The organism is Cellulosimicrobium cellulans (assembly GCF_042723955.1).
Taxonomy (GTDB): Bacteria; Actinomycetota; Actinomycetes; order Actinomycetales; family Cellulomonadaceae; genus Cellulosimicrobium; species Cellulosimicrobium cellulans_H.
This window is the reverse complement of the sequence record NZ_JBHXIC010000023.1, coordinates 28,841-46,583: the sequence shown is the minus strand read 5'-3', so window position 1 is coordinate 46,583 and position 17,743 is coordinate 28,841. Positions and strand designations below refer to the sequence as shown.

The following is a 17,743-nucleotide window of genomic DNA, read 5'->3' as shown; positions in this document are numbered from 1 at the left end:
GGCCGTCCCTCCCCCCCGCCTCCGCCCTCTGGGGTGCGCCTCCCCGCCCCCCCCCCCCACCCCACTCTCCAGCGGGTCCCCCCCACCGGGGGGTGGCCCATCAGGACTCCCGCGTCGGGACGCGGAGGCCGCCGCGCTCGGCCGCGGTGACGGCGTCGTCGTAGCCCGCGTCGACGTGGCGCAGCACGCCGAGGCCGGGGTCGTTCGACAGCACGCGCGCGAGCTTCGCCGCGGCGAGCGGCGTGCCGTCCGCGACGGACACCTGGCCCGCGTGGATCGACCGGCCCATGCCGACGCCGCCGCCGTGGTGGATCGAGACCCACGTCGCGCCCGACGACGCCGCCGTGAGCGCGTTGAGCAGCGGCCAGTCGGCGATCGCGTCGGAGCCGTCGGCCATGGCCTCGGTCTCGCGGTACGGGGACGCGACGGACCCGGCGTCGAGGTGGTCGCGGCCGATGACGACCGGCGCGCTCACCGCGCCCGACGCCACGAGGTCGTTGAACGCCAGGCCCGCGCGGTCGCGCTCGCCGTGCCCGAGCCAGCAGATGCGCGCGGGCAGGCCCTGGAACGCGACCCGGCCCTGGGCGGCGCGGATCCAGCGGTGCAGGTGGTCGTCGTCGAACAGGTCGAGCACGGCGGCGTCGGTCGCGGCGATGTCACGCGGGTCGCCCGACAGCGCGGCCCACCGGAACGGGCCCTTGCCCTGCGCGAACAGCGGCCGGATGTACGCGGGCACGAACCCCGGGAAGTCGAACGCCCGGTCGTACCCGCCCCGACGCGCCTCGTCGCGGATCGAGTTGCCGTAGTCGAAGACCTCGGCACCCGCGTCGAGAAAGCCCACCATGCCCTCGACGTGCCGCGCCATGGACTCGCGCGCGCGGTCGGTGAATTCGTCGGGCTTGGCCGCCGCGTAGTCGGCCCACTCGTCGACCGCCACCCCGACCGGCAGGTACGACAACGGGTCGTGCGCCGATGTCTGGTCCGTGACGACGTCGACCTCGACCCCGCGCCGCAGCAGCTCCGGCACGACCGTCGCGCTGTTCCCCTCGACCCCCACCGACAGCGCCCGGCGCCCGCGCCGCGCGTCCTCGACGAGCCGGACCGCGGCGTCGAGGTCGTCCGCGACCATGTCGAGGTACCGCTCCCGGACGCGGCGGTCGAGGCGCGACCGGTCGACGTCGACCACGAGGCACGCCCCGCCGTTGAGCGTCACCGCGAGCGGCTGCGCCCCACCCATGCCGCCGCACCCGCCCGTGAGGGTCAGCGTCCCGGCGAGGGTCCCCCCACTGAGCCCCTGCCCGCCCTGACGGGCGGCGAGCTTCGCGGCGACCGCGGCGAGCGTCTCGTACGTGCCCTGGAGGATGCCCTGCGCGCCGATGTAGATCCACGACCCGGCCGTCATCTGGCCGTACATCGTCAGGCCCATGGCCTCGAGCCGCCGGAACTCGGGCCACGTCGCCCAGTCCCCCACGAGGTTGCTGTTCCCGAGCAGCACGCGCGGCGCCCACTCGTGCGTCCGCAGCACCCCGACCGGCTTGCCCGACTGCACGAGGAGCGTCTCGTCGTCGGCCAGCGTCGTGAGGGTGCGGACGATCGCGTGGTAGCTCGGCCAGTCGCGCGCCGCCCGGCCGGTGCCGCCATAGACGACGAGGTCGTCGGGCCGCTCCGCGACCTCCGGGTCGAGGTTGTTCATGAGCATCCGCAGCGGCGCCTCGGTCTGCCACGACCGCGCGGTGAGGGTCGTGCCGCGCGGGGCGCGGACGGGGACGGGCGTGCCGAGTCGGTGGGTCTGCTGCTGTGCCACGGGTCGCTCCTTCGCGGGTAGGGGTCTCAGGCCAGGTGCCCGACGGCGGCGCTCGCCGCCGCGGTCACGGCACCGGTCGTGACGAGACGGGTGACGGCCTCGATCTCGGGCGAGAGGTACCGGTCCGGGCCGGGACCGGCGACGACGGTGCGCACGAGGTCACGCACCGCACCGGTCCCCCGCGCGGGCACCAGCGACGCCGTTGAGCCGTCAGCGGTGGACGGGTCGGACGGCCCGCGGGGTGCTGACGGGTCGGGGGCGCAGCGGAGGTCCAGGGCGCGTGTCGCGGTGAGGAGCTCGATCGCGAGCACGCGGCCGAGGCCGTCGACGGCGCGGCGGAGCTTGCGCGCACCCGCCCACCCCATCGACACGTGGTCCTCCTGCATGGCCGACGACGGGATCGAGTCGACGCTCGACGGCACCGCGAGGCGCTTGAGCTCCGAGACGATCCCCGCCGCCGTGTACTGCGCGATCATGAGGCCCGAGTCGACGCCCGGGTCGTCGGCGAGGAACGGCGGCAGGCCCTCGTTCCGGGCCTTGTCGAGGAACCGGTCCGTGCGGCGCTCGCTCATGCTCGCGACGTCGGCCGCGGCGATCGCGAGGAAGTCGAGCACGTACGCGATCGGGGCCCCGTGGAAGTTGCCGTTCGACTCCACGCGCCCGTCCACCGTGACGACCGGGTTGTCGATCGCCGCTGCGAGCTCGCGGCGTGCGACGGCGGCCGCGTGGTCGAGCGTGTCGCGCGCGGCGCCGTGCACCTGGGGCGCGCACCGCAGCGAGTACGCGTCCTGCACGCGCGTGCACTCCGGACGGCCGTCGGCGTCGAGCGTGCGGTGGCTCGCGACGACGGGCGAGCCGTCGAGCAGGGCGCGCAGGTTCGCGGCCGACGCCGCCTGGCCGGGGTGCGGGCGCATCGCCACGAGGTCTGCGGCGAACGGCGCGTCCGAGCCGAGCAGCGCCTCGACGCTCGCCGCCGCCGCGACGTCGGCCGTCGTGAGCAGGGACCGCAGGTCGTGCAGCGCGAGCGCGAGCATGCCGAGCATGCCGTCCGTGCCGTTGATGAGCGCGAGGCCCTCCTTCTCGCGCAGCGCGAGCGGCGCCACCCCGGCCGCGGCGAGCGCGTCCGCGGCCGGCACGAGGGCGCCCGTCGCGTCCCGGGCCTCGCCCTCGCCCAGCGCCGCGAGCGCCACGTGCGCGAGCGGTGCCAGGTCGCCCGAGCAGCCGAGCGAGCCGAACTCGCGCACCACGGGCGTGACCCCGGCGTCGAGCATCGCGGCGTACGTCTGCGCGACGACGGGGCGCGCCCCGGTCCGCCCGGTCGCCAGGGTCGCGAGCCGCAGGAGCTGGAGCGCGCGCACGACCTCGCGCTCGACCTCCCGCCCGGAGCCCGCGGCGTGCGACCGCACGAGGCTGAGCTGGAGCTGTGCGCGCCGCTCGACCGGGATGTGCCGCCGGGCGAGCGCACCGAACCCGGTCGAGACGCCGTAGTGCGGGCGGTCGTCGTCCGCGAGCCCCTCGACGACGGCCCGGCTCGCCGCCATCGCCTCGACCGCCGCGTCGGCGAGACGGACGCGCGCGCCGTGCCGCGCGACGTCGACGACGTCCTCGATCGTCAGCGGTCCGGCGCCCACCTCGACGGTGCGCGTCGTCGAGCCGGGGCGGCCAGTGGTCCCGCCCAGGGCCGCCGGGGGATGCGTCGTCGTCACCATGCCGTCAGCACACACCGTGCTCCGGGCCCGCCGACAGGCCCGCGCTGCAGGTTCGGTCTGGGATCTCAGACAACCACCGCAGGGTCTCTCAGGCCGGCGGACCGCCGGCGACCGCGGAGGTCCACGCCGCGAGCTCGGCGGCCAGCGCGACCGGGGCGTCGAGCTGGACCAGGTGCCCCGCGCCGGGGATCCGCCGGACCGACGAGCCGGGTACCGCGGCGCGCAGCCGATCGGCACGGTCCACGGGGATCCACGTGTCCTCGGTGCCCCAGACGACGTGCACCGGCTCGGTGAGCGTGCCGTAGAGGGGCTCGACCTCGTCCGTGAAGCGTTCGTCCGCCTGGGCGATCTGCCGGTAGAACGCGGCCTGGCCCTCTGGCCCGGTCCAGGGCGCCACGAGCGCCTCCCGCTCGGCCGCCGAGAGCCCGCGGTGGCTCGCGCCGGCGACGTAAGCACCCACGATCCCCTCGTGCACGCCGGCCGGGACCCGGGCGAACACGTCGGCGTTGTCCCGGACGAGCCGGAAGAAGGGCGATCCCCACGGGGAGAGCGCCACCACGTCGACGAGGCAGAGCGAGGCGAACCGTGCCCCGTGCAGCAGGCGCGCCCGCAGGGCCACCGCCCCGCCGACGTCGTGCGCGACGACGTGCGGCGCGTCCAGCCCCCACGTCCGCAGGAGGTCGGCGAAGAGCAGGCCCTGCGTGCCGAGGCCCACGTCGTGCTCGGGATCCTTCGAGGAGACGCCGTAGCCGGGCATGTCCCACAGGTAGACCGTGAAGCGCGACGACAGCTCCTCCGCGTACGGGCGCCAGAGCCATGACGACCACGGCGTCCCGTGCAGCATCACGAGCGGCGGGCCGGACCCCAGCCGGTCCCACGCGACGCGTCGGCCGCTCCACTCCAGCGTCCTGGTGAGCGTGCTCGACGACGTGCGTCCGTGGTCCCGGGGCGCACCTGGTCCGTCCATGCCGGGTCAGGAGCCCACGTACGCGGCGAGGTGCTCGCCCGTGAGCGTGGACCGCGCGGCCACGAGGTCGGCCGGGGTGCCCTCGAAGACGATCGTGCCGCCGTCGTGCCCGGCACCGGGACCGAGGTCGATGATCCAGTCCGCGTGCGCCATGACCGCCTGGTGGTGCTCGATGACGATCACCGACTTGCCCGAGTCGACGATCCGGTCGAGCAGGCCGAGGAGGTTCTGCACGTCGGCGAGGTGCAGGCCCGTCGTCGGCTCGTCGAGGACGATCACGCCGCCCTTGTCGCCGAGGTGGGTGGCGAGCTTGAGGCGCTGGCGCTCGCCGCCGGACAGGGTCGTGAGCGGCTGGCCGAGGCTCACGTACCCGAGGCCGACGTCGTCGAGGCGCTCGAGGATCGCCTTCGCAGCAGGCACCTTGGCCTCGCCGGACGAGAAGAACTCGCGCGCCTTCGCGACCGGGAGGTCCAGCACGTCGGCGATGTTCAGCCCGCCGAGCGTGTAGTCGAGCACCGCGGCCTGGAACCGGCGGCCCCCGCAGTCCTCGCACGGGGTCGAGACGGTCTCCATGAAGCCGAGCTCGGTGTAGATGACGCCCGCGCCCTTGCACTCGGGGCACGCGCCCTCGGAGTTCGCGCTGAACAGGGCCGGCTTGACGCCGTTGGCCTTGGCGAACGCCTTGCGGATGGGCTCCAGCAGGCCTGTGTACGTCGCGGGGTTGCTGCGGCGCGACCCCCGCACGGCGCCCTGGTCGATCGTCACGACGTCCTCGCGCCGCGAGACCGAGCCCTCGATGAGGGAGCTCTTGCCCGACCCGGCCACGCCCGTCACGACGACGAGCACGCCGAGCGGGATGTCGACGTCGACGTCCTGGAGGTTGTGCGCGTCCGCGCCGCGGACCTCCAGAGCGCCCGACGGCGTCCGCACCTGGTCCTTGATCGTCGCCCGGTCGTCGAGGTGGTGTCCCGTCACGGTGTCGCTCGCCCGGAGCCCGTCGACCGTGCCCTCGAACGTCACGTGCCCGCCGGCCGTGCCCGCCCCCGGGCCGAGGTCGACGACGTGGTCCGCGACGACGATCGTCTCCGGCTTGTGCTCGACGACGAGCACCGTGTTGCCCTTGTCGCGCAGCTGGAGCAGGAGGCCGTTCATGCGGTCGATGTCGTGCGGGTGCAGGCCGATCGTCGGCTCGTCGAACACGTAGGTGACGTCGGTGAGCGACGACCCGAGGTGGCGCAGCATCTTGATGCGCTGCGACTCGCCGCCCGACAGCGTGCCCGACGGCCGGTCGAGGCTGAGGTAGCCCAGCCCGAGCTCGACGAACGACGCGAGGTTGTCGCCGAGCGCGTTGACGACGGGCGCCATGTGCGGGTCGTCGAGGTCCCGGATCCACGCGGCGAGGTCGGTGATCTGCATCGCGCACAGGTCGGCGATGTTCACGCCGCGGATCTTCGAGGAGCGTGCCGACTCCGACAGTCGCGTCCCGCCGCAGTCGGGGCACGGCGCGAACGTCGCGGCGCGCTCGACGAACGCGCGGACGTGCGGCTGGAGCGAGTCCACGTCCTTGGAGAACATCGACTTCTGGATCTTGGGGATGAGCCCCTCGTAGGTGACGTTGATCCCCATCGCCTTGATCTTGGTGGGCTCCTTGTAGAGGAAGTCCTGCATCTGCTGGTCGGTGAACTCGCGGATCGGCCGGTCGCCCGGGAAGAACCCCGACTCGGCGAACCCGCGCACCATCCACCCGTCGGCGGTGTACCCCGGGACCTTGATCGCGCCGTCGAGCAGCGACTTGGAGTCGTCGAAGATCTCCGTGAGGTCGAGGTCCGAGACCGCGCCGCGCCCCTCGCACCGCGGGCACATGCCGCCGTGGTAGATCGCGTTGCGGACGATCGTCTTCTCGCCCGTCGCCGACGTCATGATGCCGCTCGCCTTGCGCGCGGGGATGTTGAAGGAGAACGCCGTGGGCGGCCCCACCTGCGGCTCGCCGAACCGGCTGAACAGCACCCGCAGGATCGCGTTGGCGTCAGTCACCGTGCCCACCGTGGAGCGCGGGTTCGCGCCCAGGCGCTCCTGGTCCACCACGATCGCCGTCGTGAGCCCCTCGAGCATGTCGACGTCGGGGCGGTCGAGCGTGGGCATGAAGCCTTGAAGGAACGCCGGGTACGTCTCGTTGATGAGGCGCTGCGACTCGGCCGCGACCGTGTCGAACACGAGCGAGCTCTTGCCGGAGCCCGAGACGCCCGTGAACACCGTGAGGCGCCGCTTGGGGATCTCGACGCTCACGTCCTGGAGGTTGTTCGCCCGCGCCCCCTGGACGCGGATGACATCGTGCGCGTCGGGGTCCTGGGGCACCGAGGTCTGCGTTCCCGTCGTCGTTGCCGTGCTCATCGTGTCTCCTCGTCGTCGAGCCTCGTCGCGCGGCCACCGCTGATGCGGTCGGCTGGCCGGTCGACGGCGCCGACCGTCCGACCTCGGCAGCCCGGTGAAAGTCTGCCCGAGAGCCGGTCGTTCCGGCGCGTGGATCCTGCTGCGCCGCGCGGCCGTCCTGTGTCAGGACCGGCCGTGCGGGCGGAACTCACCGCGGCGTGAGCCGCACGAGCGGGTACTGCCGTTCGGCCTTGCTCTGGTACTTCGCGATGCGCGGCTGCGCCGTCGCGACGCGCTGCCACGCGCGCTCCCGGTCCGCGCCGTCGAGCTCGTGCGGCGTCGCCGGGACGGGCGCGCGCCCGGGCAGCTCGATCGCGACGTCGTCGGGGTGCGCCGCGAGGTTGGCGTGCCAGTCCGGGTTGCGGCTGCCGCCTCCCGAGGCCACGACGAGGACGGCGTCGCCCTCGTCCGGCAGCCACATGAGCGGCGTCTCGCGCGGCGCGCGGCTGCGGCGACCGACCGTGTGCAGCACGAGGACGTCCATCCCCATGAACGTGGCCTTGCCGCCACGGACCTTGCGCACGAGCCGCGCGTTCGAGCGGCGCTGCATCCAGCGCGAGAACCGTCCCGGCGTCCCCGGGGCGCGGCCCGCGCCGTTCGTCGTCCGTCCTTCTGTGCTCATCGTCCTGCTCCTCCTGCGTCGGTCCAGCCGTACCCTGCGTGGCCGCGTCGGTCGCGGCCGCCCGTCCGGACCGTCGTCCCCCGCCGTGGCGGCCGGGGACGACGGCGGTCCTCACCGCTCGTCCAGCACCTCGCCGTCGAGCGCCTCGTGGTCGGTGGTGAGGCCGAGCGTCGCCCCGACGAGCGGGACGTCGCGCGCGGCCTGCGCCGCCGTCCGCATCGCGGCGGCCGAGTCCCACCGCCAGATGTCGAGGTACGTCCCGTCCTCCAGCCGGACGAGCGTGGCCGCGGTGAACGCGGGGTTCGCCGCGCGCAGCCCCTGGATCAGCGCGCTGCGCTGCTCGAGCATCTGGGCCAGCCGGCCCGTCTCCACCGTGTACCGGTGCGTCCTGACGACGGACATGGTCGTCTCCTCCCGATCCCGCCCGGCGCCTCTCGCCGTGCCCTTCCAGGCTCGCGCCGGGCGGTCGCGCGAACAACGGCCGATCCCGTAACGGTGGTTGCGCCCGGGGTTAACGAACGCGACGATCGTCGGGTGGAGCTGCGCGACATCGAGATCTTCCTGACCCTCGCCGAGGAGCTGCACTTCGGGCGCACGGCCGAGCGCCTGCACGTGTCCGCGCCCCGGGTGAGCCAGGCGATCGCCAAGCAGGAGCGCCGGATCGGCGCGCCCCTGTTCGAGCGCACCAGCCGGCGCGTCACGCTCACGCCCCTCGGGGAGCAGCTCCGCGCCGACCTCGAGGCCGGGTACCGCAGGATCCTCGAGGGCGTCGAGTCCGCGGCGAGCACCGCGCGGGCGGCGCGCGAGACCCTGACGTTCGGCGTCATGGGGCCGCTCTGGCAGGAGCTCGCTCCCGTCACGGCCCTGTTCCGCGCCCGCAACCCGCACGTCGACCTCCGCATGCGCGAGGTCCGCATCGACGAGCCCTTCCGCCTCCTGCGCGAGGGCGAGGTCGACGTCGCGCTCCTGTGGCTGCCCGTCGAGGAGAGGGACCTCGCCGTCGGCCCGGTGACCTTCACCGAGCCGATCGTGCTCGCCGTGGGGCGGACGCACCCGCTCGCCACGCGCTCGTCGGTGTCCGTCGCGGAGCTGGCCGACGAGAACGTCCTGCCCTCGGGGCTGCCCGTCCCCGACTACTGGGAGGCCGCCGTCAGCCCCGTCCCCCGCAGCGAGCCCGACCGCGGCGGCACCACCCCGACGCGCGAGGAGGTGCTGTGGCGCGTGATGTCCGGCGACGGCGTCGCGGTCGCGTGCGCCCAGGGCATCCGGTACCTCGAGCGCTCGGACGTGGCCTACGTGCCGCTCGACGAGCGGCCGGTGCTGCGCTGGGGACTCGTCCGGCGCGCCGGGCCGATCCCCCCGCTCGTCGCCGAGTTCTCGCAGGTCGCGGCCGAGCTCGGTCCGCTCGCGCTGACGCTCGACCTCGAGGCCGCGGGGTCGAGCGGCCGGGTCTGACGACCCTCAGCGGCGCTGCTGGATGCGGATCTCGTTGCCCGCGGGGTCGCGGAACGCGCAGTCGCGGACGCCGTAGGGCTGGTCGATCGGCTCCTGCACGACCTCCGCCCCCGCCGCCTCGATCCGCGCGAACGTCTCGTCGACGTCCGGCGTCGCGAGGTTCACGCCGAAGTACGCGCCCTTCGCGACGATCTCCAGGAGCGCGCGCTTGTCGTCGTCGCTGAGGCCCGGCGTCGCGGCCGGCGGGTGCAGCACGATCGCCGTGTCCGGCTGGTCGGCCGGGCCCACGGTGATCCACCGCATCCCCTCGTAGCCGACGTCGTTGCGGATCTCGAAGCCGAGGACGTCGCGGTAGAAGGCCAGCGAGGCGTCGGGGTCGGTCTGGGGCAGGAAGCTGGAGTTGATGGTGAGGTTCATGGGAACGACGCTAGGACCGTCGTCCTGCCCGCGCTTCTCGATTCCTGACCGGTCGCGTGACGCGCCGCGCGACGCACGCCGGCATCCCGTCGAGGCGCTCCGCACCGGGGTCGGTGCCGGTCTCGGTGCCGCGTGAGGCGGCCGTCGCGGCCGTCCGGGACTCCACGGGCGCGGGAGACGCGGCGTCGGGTTCCGCCGCGCGGCGCCGGTAGACGCTCGGCGGTACGCCCACGAGCTCGGTGAACCGCGTGCTGAAGGTTCCCAGCGACGAGCACCCCACGGCGAAGCACACGTCCGTGACGCTCAGGTCGCCGCGGCGCAGCAGCGCCTTCGCGCGCTCGATGCGCCGCGTCATGAGGTACGCGTACACCGACTCCCCGTAGGCGGCCTTGAACTCGCGGCTCAGGTGCCCCGCCGACACGTGCACGCCGGCCGCGAGCGCCGCGACGTCGAGCGGCTGCGCGTACTCGCGGTCGATCCGGTCCCGCACGCGCCGCAGCCGCGCGAGGTCGCGCAGGCGCTGGTCGTCGGGCAGGGTCGTCACGCCTCGATCGTGCCACGCGCCTACCGTGGTCTCCATGCCGAGCGACGTCCCCGCCGCGCGCCAGGCCGTCCGCGTGCTCACGTACCTCGCCGCGCAGGCCGGCCCGTCGCCCGCGGCCGCCGTCGCGCAGGGCCTCGGCCTCCCCCGCTCGACCGTCTACCACCTGCTGTCCGTCCTCGTGGACGAGGGCTTCGTGACCCACCTCCCCGAGGAGCACCGGTACGGGCTCGGCACGGCGTCGCTCGCGCTCGGGTCCGCGTACGCGCGCCAGGCGCCGCTCGCGCGCCTCGCACGCCCCGTCGTCGCGCGCCTCGTCGAGACGACCGGCGAGAGCGCCCACCTCGCCGTCCTCAACGGTCGCGAGGTCCTCTACCTCGTCGAGCAGCGCGCACCGCGCCGCCCCACGCTCGTGACGGACGTCGACGTCCGCCTCCCCGCCCACCTCACCGCGAGCGGGCGCGCCGTGCTCGCCGGCCTGCCTGCCGCCCAGGTCCGCGCGCTCTTCCCGAGCGCCGCCGCGTTCGCCGACCGCACCGGCGTCGGACCGCAGTCCCTCAGCGCCCTGCGCGAGGTCCTGCGCGGCGTCCGACGGCGCGGCTGGGCCGAGGAGGACGGCGAGGTCACCCCCGGCCTCGCGTCCGTCGCCCACGCCGCGGTGGACCACACCGGCCTCCCCGTCGCCGGCATCGCCCTCACGTTCTGGGCCGACGACGCCCCGCCCGCCCGCCGCGCCGAGCTCGCCGCCGCCGTCGGTCGCGCCGCCGCCGAGGTCAGCCGCCGCCTCGGCGCGAGGGAGCACCCCGGTCCTACGAGGCCGAGCCCTGGTCCGCCGACGTAGAACTCTGGTTCTACCTCGGGCGACCGCGGTTCGGCCGTCGCTGGGTGCCCTTCCCCCGCCAAGGTGGCCGTTGCGTGTGACGGGTCGTCGGACTAGATTTTTCGGTATGCCGAACTTTGTGTCCCGGATGGCCGGAAGGCGCGCCGCTCGCGGCGCAGCGCTGGCGGCGTTGGCCGCGATCGTGATCGCCGGGTGCTCCGCCGGGACGGACGCGGGCGGCGAGGCCGCCGTCGACGACGGTCGGCCCGTCGTCCTCACGACGTTCACCGTGCTCGCGGACATGGCGCAGAACGTCGCGGGCGATCACCTGCGCGTCGAGTCGATCACGAAGGTCGGCGCGGAGATCCATGGCTACGAGCCGACGCCGGGCGACATCCGCAAGGCGGCGGACGCCGACCTGATCCTCGACAACGGCATGGGGCTCGAGGCGTGGTTCGGGCGGTTCGTCGACGGGCTGGACGTGCCGCACGTCGTCGTCAGCGAGGGCGTCGACCCGATCGCGCTCGGCGACGACACCGCCGAGGAGTACCAGGGCAAGGACAACCCGCACGCGTGGATGTCGCCCGTGAACGGGCAGCTCTACGTGCAGAACATGGCCGACGCGTTCGCCGAGCTCGACCCCGCGCACGCCGACGACTACGCGGCCAACGCCGCGGCGTACTCGGCCGAGCTCGCCGCCGTGCACGACGAGCTGACCGATGCTCTCCACGCGCTCCCCGAGAGCCACCGCGCGCTCGTGACGTGCGAGGGCGCGTTCTCCTACCTCGCGCGCGACGCGGGCCTCACCGAGCGGTACCTGTGGGCCGTCAACGCCGAGCAGCAGGCGACGCCGCAGTCCGTCGTGAGCGCGATCGAGTTCGTCGAGGAGCACGACGTGCCGGCCGTGTTCTGCGAGTCCACGGTCTCGGACAAGGCGATGCGCCAGGTGGCCCACGAGTCGGGGGCGGCGTTCGGCGGCACGCTCTACGTCGACTCGCTCTCGGAGCCCGGCGGCCCGGTGCCGACGTACCTCGACCTCTTGCGGCACGACACGGAGACCGTCGTCGCGGGTCTCGCCGGGACGACGGCGGAGGGCGACGCGTGAGCGCGGGCGAGCGGACGCCGTCGGGCACGCCCGCGATCGACGTGCGCGACCTCACCGTCCACTACGGCGGCGTCCTCGCGCTCGACGGCGCGACCCTCGCCCTGGGGTCCGCGCACGGGCCGGGCACCGTGTGCGGGCTCGTGGGCATGAACGGGTCGGGCAAGTCGACGCTCTTCAAGGCGGTCATGGGCATGGTGCGCCCGGACCGCGGCACCGTGCTGGTCGACGGCGCACCCCCGGCGCGCGCCCGGCGCGCCCAGGCCGTGGGGTACGTGCCGCAGAGCGAGGACGTGGACTGGGCGTTCCCGCTGAGCGTGCGCGACGTCGTCATGACCGGCCGCTACGGCTACCAGGGGTTCACGCGGCGCACGCGGCCCGCCGACCGCGACGCCGTCGCGCACGCGCTGGAGCGCGTCGAGCTCACCGACCTCGCGGACCGGCAGATCGGCGCGCTCTCGGGTGGGCAGCGCAAGCGCGCGTTCGTCGCGCGCGGGCTCGCGCAGGGCGCGACGATCCTGCTGCTCGACGAGCCGTTCGCGGGCGTGGACAAGCGCACGGAGGCCACGATCACCGCGCTGCTGCGCGAGCTCGCGGCGGGTGGCGCGACCGTCCTCGTCTCGACCCACGACCTGCACGCGCTGCCCGAGCTCGCGGACGAGGCGGTGCTGCTCCAGCAGCGCGTCCTGCTGCACTCGACGCCCGCGGAGGTCCTGCGGCCGGAGAACCTCGCGCTCGCGTTCGGCGTGGAGGTGGCCCCGTGACCGACCTCCTCGCCGTGCTCGTCGAACGGCTCACCGAGCCGCTGTCGTTCGAGTTCCTGCGCACCGCGCTCGCCGTCACGGTCACCGCGGGGATCGTGTGCGGCGTGCTGTCCTGCTGGCTCGTGCTCGTCGGGTGGTCGCTCATGGGCGACGCCGTCTCGCACGCCGTGCTGCCCGGCGTCGTGCTCGCGTACGTCGTCGGGGCGCCGTTCGCGCTCGGGGCCCTCGTCTTCGGGCTGCTCGCGGTCCTGCTCATCGGCGCGGTCAGGGACACGAGCCGCGTGAAGGAGGACGCGGCCATCGGCGTCGTGTTCACGACGCTCTTCGCGCTCGGTCTCGTCCTCATCTCGGTCACGCCGAGCCAGACCGACCTCAACCACATCCTGTTCGGCAACCTCCTCGGGGTGTCGCGCGCCGACCTGCTCCAGGTGCTGATCCTCGGTGCGGTGACGCTCGCCGTCGTCGTGCTCAAGCGGCGCGACCTCACGCTGTACGCGTTCGACCCGACCCACGCCCACGCGATCGGCCTGTCCCCGCGCCGGCTCGGCGCGCTGCTCCTCGGGCTGCTCGCACTGACCGTCGTCGTCGCGCTCCAGGCGGTCGGCGTGGTCCTCGTCGTCGCGCTGCTCATCACGCCCGGCGCGACGGCCTACCTGCTCACCGACCGGTTCTCGCGGATGCTGTGGATCTCGCCGCTCGTCGCGGCGGTGTGCGGGGTGGTCGGGATCTACGTGAGCTACTACCTCGACACCGCGTCGGGCGGCACCGTCGTCGTCGCGCTCGGCGTCGCGTTCGCCCTCGCGTACCTGTTCAGCCCTCGCCACGGCCTGATCGGGACCCGCGTGGCCGCCGCACGACGCCGCCGCCTCGTCCGGGTCTGAGCTCCGCCCGGCGGGCCCGCGCCCGTTCCGGACCTGTCGCCCACGTGCGCTGTGTGCGAAATCTCCATGAATTCGCCCACGATTCCCTGGCTCTTCTCAGGTTCGACCGGGAGACTGGGTGCCATGTCAGCGAGGACGAGCGAGCCCACGACGCCGCAGCGCACGCGCACGTCTGCCCGGTTCGCCGCGGCGAGCCTGCTCGCGCTGGCCATGATGCTCCCGATGTGCTCGACCGCGACCGCCGCCGAGGTCCAGCAGCTCATCGCGGACGCGCAGGTCCAGACCGAGACCATCGGTGACGACCTCGACCGCGTCCACGCCCAGCTCCCCGCCCTCCACCCCGTGCTCCGCAACGACGTGCTCGACGCCGTCGAGTCGGTCCAGGCCGCGACGGACGAGGCCCGTTCCGCGCTCGACCGCGCGACCGACGGCGACGAGGCCGCCGACGGCCGCGCCGCCGTCGCGCTGGCCGACGCGCAGGTCGCGCTCGATGCGGCGTCCGCGCAGCTCCGGCACGTGACCGACCTCGCGCACGACGCGGGCGAGGGCGTCGCCGTCGCGCTCGAGCGGCTCCAGGCCCACATCGACGTGCTCCGCGGCGAGACGAGCCGCGCGGGGGTCTGACCCCGCCACCTGGCCTCGCGAGATCGACCGCCGCCGCGCGGTCCGTCGTGACGCTTCCTACGATGGCGAGATGCCTCGCCTCACCGGGATCGTCAAGCCGCACGAGGCATTCCCCGGAGTCGCCCGGCTCGACCGCGCGGTCAACGGCTGGACCAACCGTCGCGCTCTGGGCCCCATCGCGGACGCCGCGCTCTCGCGCCTGTCGACCGCGGCCGACCACAGCGTGCTGTGGGCGGGTACGGCACTCGGGATCGCCGCGACCGGCAGGCGCGGGCGCGAGGCGGCGCTGCGCGGCTACGGCTCGCTGCTCGTCTCGAGCCTCCTGGCGAACGTCGTCGGCAAGACCGTGTTCGGCGGCGAGCGCCCCTCGCTCGAACCGCTCCCCCTGTGGCGCCGGCTTGCCGACCCGCCGACCTCGCCGTCGTTCCCGTCCGGCCACTCGGCGTCGGCGGCGGCGTTCGTCGCGGGCGTCGCGATCGAGTGGCCGTCGCTGGGCCTCGCGCTCGCCCCGCTCGCCGGCGCGGTGATGTACTCGCGGCTCCACACCGGGTCGCACTGGTTCTCCGACGTCGCCGCGGGCGCCGCGCTCGGGGCGGGGGTCGCGCTCGTCGGTCGCGTCCTCGTGCCCGGCCGGGCCGAGCGCGGCCCCGACGTCCCCGCCGGCCCGCCCGCCGTCGTCCCGGCGCTCGACGACGGCGTGGGGCTGTTCGTCGTCGTCAACCCGGCGGCGGGATCGGGCCGCGTGCTCAAGGAGGACCCGCTCGCCGCAGTGCGCGCGCACCTGCCGCGCGCCGAGGTGCACGTGCTCGGCGAGGGCGACGACCTCCGGGGCCTCTTCGACGCGGCCGCCGGACGTGGCGCCCGGGCGCTCGGCATCAGCGGTGGCGACGGGACCGTCGCGACGGCCGCCGCGGCCGCCCGCGCGCACGACCTCCCGCTCGCCGTCTTCCCGGGCGGGACGCTCAACCACTTCGCGCGTGCCGCCGACCTCACGTCCATGACGGCGACGGCAGACGCGGTCCGCACGGGCTCGGGCGTGACGATCGACGTCGCGGACCTCGAGGTCGACGGGCACGACGGTCCGCCGCGGACGGTGCTCAACACGTTCTCCGCCGGGGTGTACCCGGAGCTCGTCACGGAGCGTGAGAAGCACGAGCACCGCCTGGGCAAGTGGCCGGCGGCGGTGCTCGCCGCGGCACGCGTGCTGCGGCGGGCCCACCGCGTGCGGATGGCGGTCGAGGGACACGAGGGCGAGTACTGGTCGCTCTTCGCGGGCGTCAACCGCTACTTCCCGCAGAGCCTCGCCCCCGTCGAGCGACACCGCCTCGACGACGGCGTGCTCGACGTCCGTACCGCCCGCGCCGAGCGGCGCGCGAGCCGGCTGCGCACGTTCCTCGAGGTGGCCGCAGGCGACACGGGGACGCGGGTCGCGCGCCGGGTGCCCGGCGTCCGGAGCCATCTGGTCGTCGACGCGACGGACGTCCCGACGCTCGAGCTGCGGTTCCCCGCGCACGGCGCCGTGGTCGGGCCGGACGGACCGCCCGTGCCCGACGGCGTGACCTCGCCCGGCGCCGGCACGGCGCCGCCCGTGGTCCTCGCGCACGACGGTGAGACGCTCCCCCTCGACGGGACCGCGGGTGCCGCACCCGTCACCGTCCGTCTCACGATGCGGCGCGGCGCGCTCCGTCTCTACGCCCCGAGCGACTCCACCGCCGGGTAGCCGGTCGCTTGTGTCGGTTTTGTCTCTCTTTCACTGACATCGGGGAGAACTCCCCCTGTTCAGACACACACGGGATGCCCCAGAATGAGCCCCGCAGTCGCGCGGACGGCACCAGTCCGCGCCACGTCGAACTCGGCCACGTCGGCCCACCCAGAAAGCAGAACAACCATGGCCCAGCAGTACCCTGCCGCCCCCCAGGCACCCGCCGGCTACGCCGCCCCGATCGAGGACCCGGGCAAGACCCTCGGCATCGTGGGCTTCGTGCTCGCGTTCGTCTTCGCGATCGCCGGCATCGTCGTGAGCGCCATCGCGCGCAAGAAGAGCAAGGAGGCGGGCTTCGACAACCAGCTCGCCAAGTGGGGCCTGATCCTCAGCATCATCTTCACGGTGCTCGGCGTCATCGGCACCATCCTCTACGTCGTCGCGTTCGCAGCCCTCCTCGCGAGCGGCGACGTCTCGACGTACTGACGTCCCCGCGTCGGCGGACCGCCGGCGCCGCGGACCCGACGGCCGTCGTCCCCACAGGACGGCGGCCGTCGCCGCGTTTCGAGACCTGTCCAGCGGCGTCCGACGGGTCGCGGAAGAAGCGACGGCCGGGCACGGTTGAGACGGCGCACGACCGCGCCGCCGGTGAGAGCACCGGTCCGCCGACGGTCGCCCGACCGCAGGAGCAGACGATGACCGACGACACGACTCCCCCGACCTTCGCCGGACCCGAGGGCACCACCGCCGGGCCGCCGTCGGGCCCCGCGACCGTCGAGCTCGGCCTCGACACGTTCGGCGACGTCACCGCCGGCCCGGACGGCGCGCTGCTCAGCGGGGCGCGCACCATCCGCGACGTCGTCGAGGAGGCGGTGCTCGCGGACCAGGTGGGCGTCGACTTCTTCGGTGTCGGGGAGCACCACCGCGCGGACTTCGCCATCAGCGCGCCGGAGGTCGTGCTCGCGGGGATCGCGACGCGGACGTCGCGCATCCGGCTCGGGTCGGCGGTGACCGTGCTCAGCTCGGACGACCCGGTGCGGGTGTTCGAGCGGTTCTCGACGCTCGACGCGCTGTCCGGCGGGCGCGCGGAGGTCATCCTCGGGCGCGGGTCGTTCATCGAGTCGTTCCCGCTGTTCGGGTACGACCTCGCCGACTACGAGGTGCTGTTCGAGGAGAAGCTTGACCTGTTCGTGCACCTGCTCGACGAGGGCCCGGTCACGTGGTCGGGCACGACCCGCGCCGGGCTCGCCGACCAGGAGGTCTGGCCCAAGACGGAGAGCGGTCGGCTCCGCACGTGGGTGGGCGTGGGCGGCTCGCCCGAGTCGGTCGTGCGGACCGCGCGGCACGGGCTCGGCCTCATGCTCGCGATCATCGGCGGCGAGCCCGAGCGGTTCCGTCCCTACGTGGACCTCTACCACCGCGCCGTCGAGGAGCTCGGCAACCCGGTGCTGCCGGTCGGGGTCCACTCGCCCGGCCACGTCGCCGGCTCGGACGAGCAGGCGCAGGAGGAGGTCTACGAGCACTTCGCGGCGATGAACAACCGCATCGGCCGCGAGCGAGGCTGGCCCGCCTACCACCGCGGGCGCTTCGCCCACGACGTGCGTGACGGGTCGCTCTACGTCGGCTCGCCCGAGACGGTCGCGCGCAAGATCGCCCGGACGGTGCGGCTCCTCGGAGCCGGCCGGTTCGACCTCAAGTACTCGACCGGCACGCTCCCCCACTCGGCCATGCTCCGCAGCATCGAGCTCTACGGCACGCAGGTCATCCCGCGCGTGCGCGAGCTCCTCGCGGAGGGCTGAGCCCCGCCCCCGCGCCACCCGCCCCTGCGCCCGGCGCCCACCAGGCTTGGTCCGCCACGCCCCCAAAAGACGCCAGCGAGGGGTGTGGGGGGGGGGGGGGCGGGGT

Annotated in this window: 17 protein-coding genes; 9 read left to right on the top strand and 8 right to left on the bottom strand. The window is 74.4% G+C overall.

The window, feature by feature from the left end:
- Positions 1-100: 100 nt before the first annotated feature.
- From ACFWH7_RS08735 to ACFWH7_RS08710, 6 genes are all read right to left on the bottom strand, one after another.
- Positions 101-1,804 (bottom strand): urocanate hydratase, encoded by a 1,704-nt coding sequence (locus tag ACFWH7_RS08735; RefSeq protein WP_378216110.1) that lies wholly within the window; start codon positions 1,802-1,804, stop codon positions 101-103.
- Between the two features lie 26 nt (positions 1,805-1,830).
- Positions 1,831-3,513, bottom strand: coding sequence for a histidine ammonia-lyase (gene hutH, locus ACFWH7_RS08730; RefSeq protein ID WP_378216109.1), 1,683 nt, complete (start codon positions 3,511-3,513; stop codon positions 1,831-1,833).
- A gap of 88 nt (positions 3,514-3,601) precedes the next feature.
- Complete coding sequence (locus ACFWH7_RS08725; protein ID WP_378216108.1) at positions 3,602-4,480, bottom strand: alpha/beta fold hydrolase; 879 nt, start codon at positions 4,478-4,480, stop codon at positions 3,602-3,604.
- 6 nt (positions 4,481-4,486) lie between these two features.
- A complete protein-coding gene (locus tag ACFWH7_RS08720) occupies positions 4,487-6,871 on the bottom strand; it encodes an ATP-binding cassette domain-containing protein (RefSeq protein ID WP_378216107.1) in 2,385 nt (794 codons plus the stop codon).
- Between the two features lie 187 nt (positions 6,872-7,058).
- Positions 7,059-7,532, bottom strand: coding sequence for a nitroreductase family deazaflavin-dependent oxidoreductase (locus tag ACFWH7_RS08715; protein ID WP_378216106.1), 474 nt, complete (start codon positions 7,530-7,532; stop codon positions 7,059-7,061).
- A 111-nt stretch (positions 7,533-7,643) separates the two neighbouring features.
- The gene (locus ACFWH7_RS08710) at positions 7,644-7,934 is read right to left on the bottom strand and encodes a hypothetical protein (protein ID WP_378216105.1); all 291 of its coding nucleotides are present in this window, start codon (positions 7,932-7,934) and stop codon (positions 7,644-7,646) included.
- Between the two features lie 132 nt (positions 7,935-8,066).
- Here ACFWH7_RS08710 and ACFWH7_RS08705 point away from each other — a divergent pair, with 132 nt between their 5' ends.
- The gene (locus tag ACFWH7_RS08705; protein ID WP_378216104.1) at positions 8,067-8,987 is read left to right on the top strand and encodes a LysR family transcriptional regulator; all 921 of its coding nucleotides are present in this window, start codon (positions 8,067-8,069) and stop codon (positions 8,985-8,987) included.
- 6 nt (positions 8,988-8,993) lie between these two features.
- On the opposite strand, the gene ACFWH7_RS08700 is transcribed toward ACFWH7_RS08705, so the two are convergent.
- Positions 8,994-9,404, bottom strand: coding sequence for a VOC family protein (locus ACFWH7_RS08700; RefSeq protein ID WP_087470262.1), 411 nt, complete (start codon positions 9,402-9,404; stop codon positions 8,994-8,996).
- Between the two features lie 10 nt (positions 9,405-9,414).
- On the bottom strand, positions 9,415-9,948 hold the full coding sequence (locus ACFWH7_RS08695) for a helix-turn-helix transcriptional regulator (protein ID WP_378216103.1): 534 nt from the start codon (positions 9,946-9,948) through the stop codon (positions 9,415-9,417).
- Positions 9,949-9,982: 34 nt separating this feature from the next.
- Here ACFWH7_RS08695 and ACFWH7_RS08690 point away from each other — a divergent pair, with 34 nt between their 5' ends.
- From ACFWH7_RS08690 to ACFWH7_RS08655, 8 genes are all read left to right on the top strand, one after another.
- Positions 9,983-10,786, top strand: coding sequence for an IclR family transcriptional regulator (locus ACFWH7_RS08690; protein ID WP_378216102.1), 804 nt, complete (start codon positions 9,983-9,985; stop codon positions 10,784-10,786).
- Positions 10,787-10,892: 106 nt separating this feature from the next.
- Positions 10,893-11,870 carry a metal ABC transporter substrate-binding protein gene (locus tag ACFWH7_RS08685; RefSeq protein ID WP_378216101.1) on the top strand — a complete coding sequence of 326 codons (978 nt, stop codon included), beginning with the start codon at positions 10,893-10,895 and terminating at the stop codon, positions 11,868-11,870.
- Complete coding sequence (locus ACFWH7_RS08680; protein WP_378216100.1) at positions 11,867-12,631, top strand: metal ABC transporter ATP-binding protein; 765 nt, start codon at positions 11,867-11,869, stop codon at positions 12,629-12,631. Before ACFWH7_RS08685 ends, ACFWH7_RS08680 begins: the two co-directional genes overlap by 4 nt.
- Positions 12,628-13,512 carry a metal ABC transporter permease gene (locus ACFWH7_RS08675; protein ID WP_378216099.1) on the top strand — a complete coding sequence of 295 codons (885 nt, stop codon included), beginning with the start codon at positions 12,628-12,630 and terminating at the stop codon, positions 13,510-13,512. The genes ACFWH7_RS08680 and ACFWH7_RS08675 overlap by 4 nt, the downstream gene beginning before the upstream one ends.
- Before the next feature lie 123 nt (positions 13,513-13,635).
- Positions 13,636-14,136, top strand: coding sequence for a hypothetical protein (locus ACFWH7_RS08670; protein WP_378216098.1), 501 nt, complete (start codon positions 13,636-13,638; stop codon positions 14,134-14,136).
- Between the two features lie 70 nt (positions 14,137-14,206).
- Complete coding sequence (locus tag ACFWH7_RS08665; RefSeq protein ID WP_378216097.1) at positions 14,207-15,856, top strand: bifunctional phosphatase PAP2/diacylglycerol kinase family protein; 1,650 nt, start codon at positions 14,207-14,209, stop codon at positions 15,854-15,856.
- Positions 15,857-16,024: 168 nt separating this feature from the next.
- Positions 16,025-16,324 carry a hypothetical protein gene (locus ACFWH7_RS08660; protein WP_378216096.1) on the top strand — a complete coding sequence of 100 codons (300 nt, stop codon included), beginning with the start codon at positions 16,025-16,027 and terminating at the stop codon, positions 16,322-16,324.
- A 209-nt stretch (positions 16,325-16,533) separates the two neighbouring features.
- Positions 16,534-17,637: an LLM class flavin-dependent oxidoreductase gene (locus ACFWH7_RS08655; protein WP_378216095.1), complete on the top strand. Its 1,104-nt coding sequence runs from the start codon at positions 16,534-16,536 to the stop codon at positions 17,635-17,637.
- The last annotated feature ends 106 nt before the right edge of the window (positions 17,638-17,743 follow it).

Bases quoted from the DNA above. Each gene is read 5' to 3' on its own strand.
- ACFWH7_RS08720 (WP_378216107.1), bottom strand. From the start codon at position 6,871: ATGAGCACGGCAACGACGACGGGAACGCAGACCTCGGTGCCCCAGGAC.
- ACFWH7_RS08670 (WP_378216098.1), top strand. From the start codon at position 13,636: ATGTCAGCGAGGACGAGCGAGCCCACGACGCCGCAGCGCACGCGCACG.
- ACFWH7_RS08690 (WP_378216102.1), top strand. From the start codon at position 9,983: ATGCCGAGCGACGTCCCCGCCGCGCGCCAGGCCGTCCGCGTGCTCACG.
- hutH (WP_378216109.1), bottom strand. From the start codon at position 3,513: ATGGTGACGACGACGCATCCCCCGGCGGCCCTGGGCGGGACCACTGGC.
- ACFWH7_RS08665 (WP_378216097.1), top strand. From the start codon at position 14,207: ATGCCTCGCCTCACCGGGATCGTCAAGCCGCACGAGGCATTCCCCGGA.
- ACFWH7_RS08715 (WP_378216106.1), bottom strand. From the start codon at position 7,532: ATGAGCACAGAAGGACGGACGACGAACGGCGCGGGCCGCGCCCCGGGG.
- ACFWH7_RS08710 (WP_378216105.1), bottom strand. From the start codon at position 7,934: ATGTCCGTCGTCAGGACGCACCGGTACACGGTGGAGACGGGCCGGCTG.
- ACFWH7_RS08660 (WP_378216096.1), top strand. From the start codon at position 16,025: ATGGCCCAGCAGTACCCTGCCGCCCCCCAGGCACCCGCCGGCTACGCC.
- ACFWH7_RS08655 (WP_378216095.1), top strand. From the start codon at position 16,534: ATGACCGACGACACGACTCCCCCGACCTTCGCCGGACCCGAGGGCACC.
- ACFWH7_RS08700 (WP_087470262.1), bottom strand. From the start codon at position 9,404: ATGAACCTCACCATCAACTCCAGCTTCCTGCCCCAGACCGACCCCGAC.
- ACFWH7_RS08685 (WP_378216101.1), top strand. From the start codon at position 10,893: ATGCCGAACTTTGTGTCCCGGATGGCCGGAAGGCGCGCCGCTCGCGGC.
- ACFWH7_RS08725 (WP_378216108.1), bottom strand. From the start codon at position 4,480: ATGGACGGACCAGGTGCGCCCCGGGACCACGGACGCACGTCGTCGAGC.